Source organism: Campylobacter sp. CNRCH_2014_2849 (assembly GCF_025772845.1).
GTDB classification, from domain to species: Bacteria; Campylobacterota; Campylobacteria; order Campylobacterales; family Campylobacteraceae; genus Campylobacter_D; species Campylobacter_D lari_D.
Genome location: NZ_JAKMSW010000043.1, coordinates 1 through 1,025 on the forward strand (window position 1 = coordinate 1; position 1,025 = coordinate 1,025).

Annotated in this window: 1 protein-coding gene; it reads right to left on the bottom strand. The window is 24.1% G+C overall.

What is annotated here, in order from left to right; translation table 11 throughout:
• Positions 1-127 precede the first annotated feature (127 nt).
• A complete protein-coding gene (locus L8X33_RS08605) occupies positions 128-985 on the bottom strand; it encodes a hypothetical protein (protein WP_263670500.1) in 858 nt (285 codons plus the stop codon).
• Positions 986-1,025: the final 40 nt, after the last annotated feature.

Genomic DNA, 1,025 nt, shown 5'->3' on the forward strand with positions numbered 1-1,025 from the left:
CAGGGTATATAAAATCTTTTAAGTTTATAAAAAGGTTTTTTCATTTATATTCCTTGATATTCTAAAAATAGTTTTTGTGTCTTTTTTTGTTTCGTTTAAGGTTTTATTTTGAGTGTTAAGTTCTATCTCATTCATTTTTGCATTCTTTTAGTTTGGTTTGTATGGATTTAAGTTTATTAGTTTGTTTTTGATCGAGTCTGAGTTTCTTAAAATTATAGATCGCTTTTTCTAATTGCATTTTTAAATGACTATCAGTGTGTATTTTTAATTCTTTATTAAAAAACAATAAAACTTTGTCAGTAGTAGTGTTAATTTGACTCATACCATTTAAAATTGTCATAGTTTTAGGGGTATTTAAATCACAAATATAATCTTGTAAAAATTCACTCAAATACATACTAGTAAATCCACTATTATAGCCAATTAGGGTGTTAATATACATTCCAATTCTAACTACATCAAAGCTATCAAACTTATGAATATCTTTTTGCAAAAAATCCTCTTCTAAACGAGTATTTAGAAAAAATAAAAAATCTTCAAAAACTTTAAATCTTTCCTTATCAAATAAAAAAGAAGTTTTTTGATTTGTGATATTTCCTTCATTATATAAAAGATAAAGTATAATATCAGTATTTGAATTTGTTGTAACATGCCCAGCTTGTCTCATAAGCTCAACATCTTCATCTGTAGGATAATAAGAGGTTAAAATTCTTATATCTTCAATACTAGCTTGTATCATCTTAAGATTTTTAATAATCATTTGTGTAACTTTTTCTTGATTATAGTTTTCTTTGCTTAAATTCTTAGCATATTCTAATTCTTCCTTGCCTTCGTTTTCACTCCATTTGATTAAAGCACTAAGATTTTCTCTTGCTTTATTTTCATTAGCTTCTTTAAATTGTAAAGCTTCTTGGATCAATTCATAAATACCAATAGCTAGGATAAAAGCTAATATAATAAAAACTCTTTTTAATATTTTAAGCAATTTTTTTACCTTTAAAGTTAGTATTATTTATTATAGCATT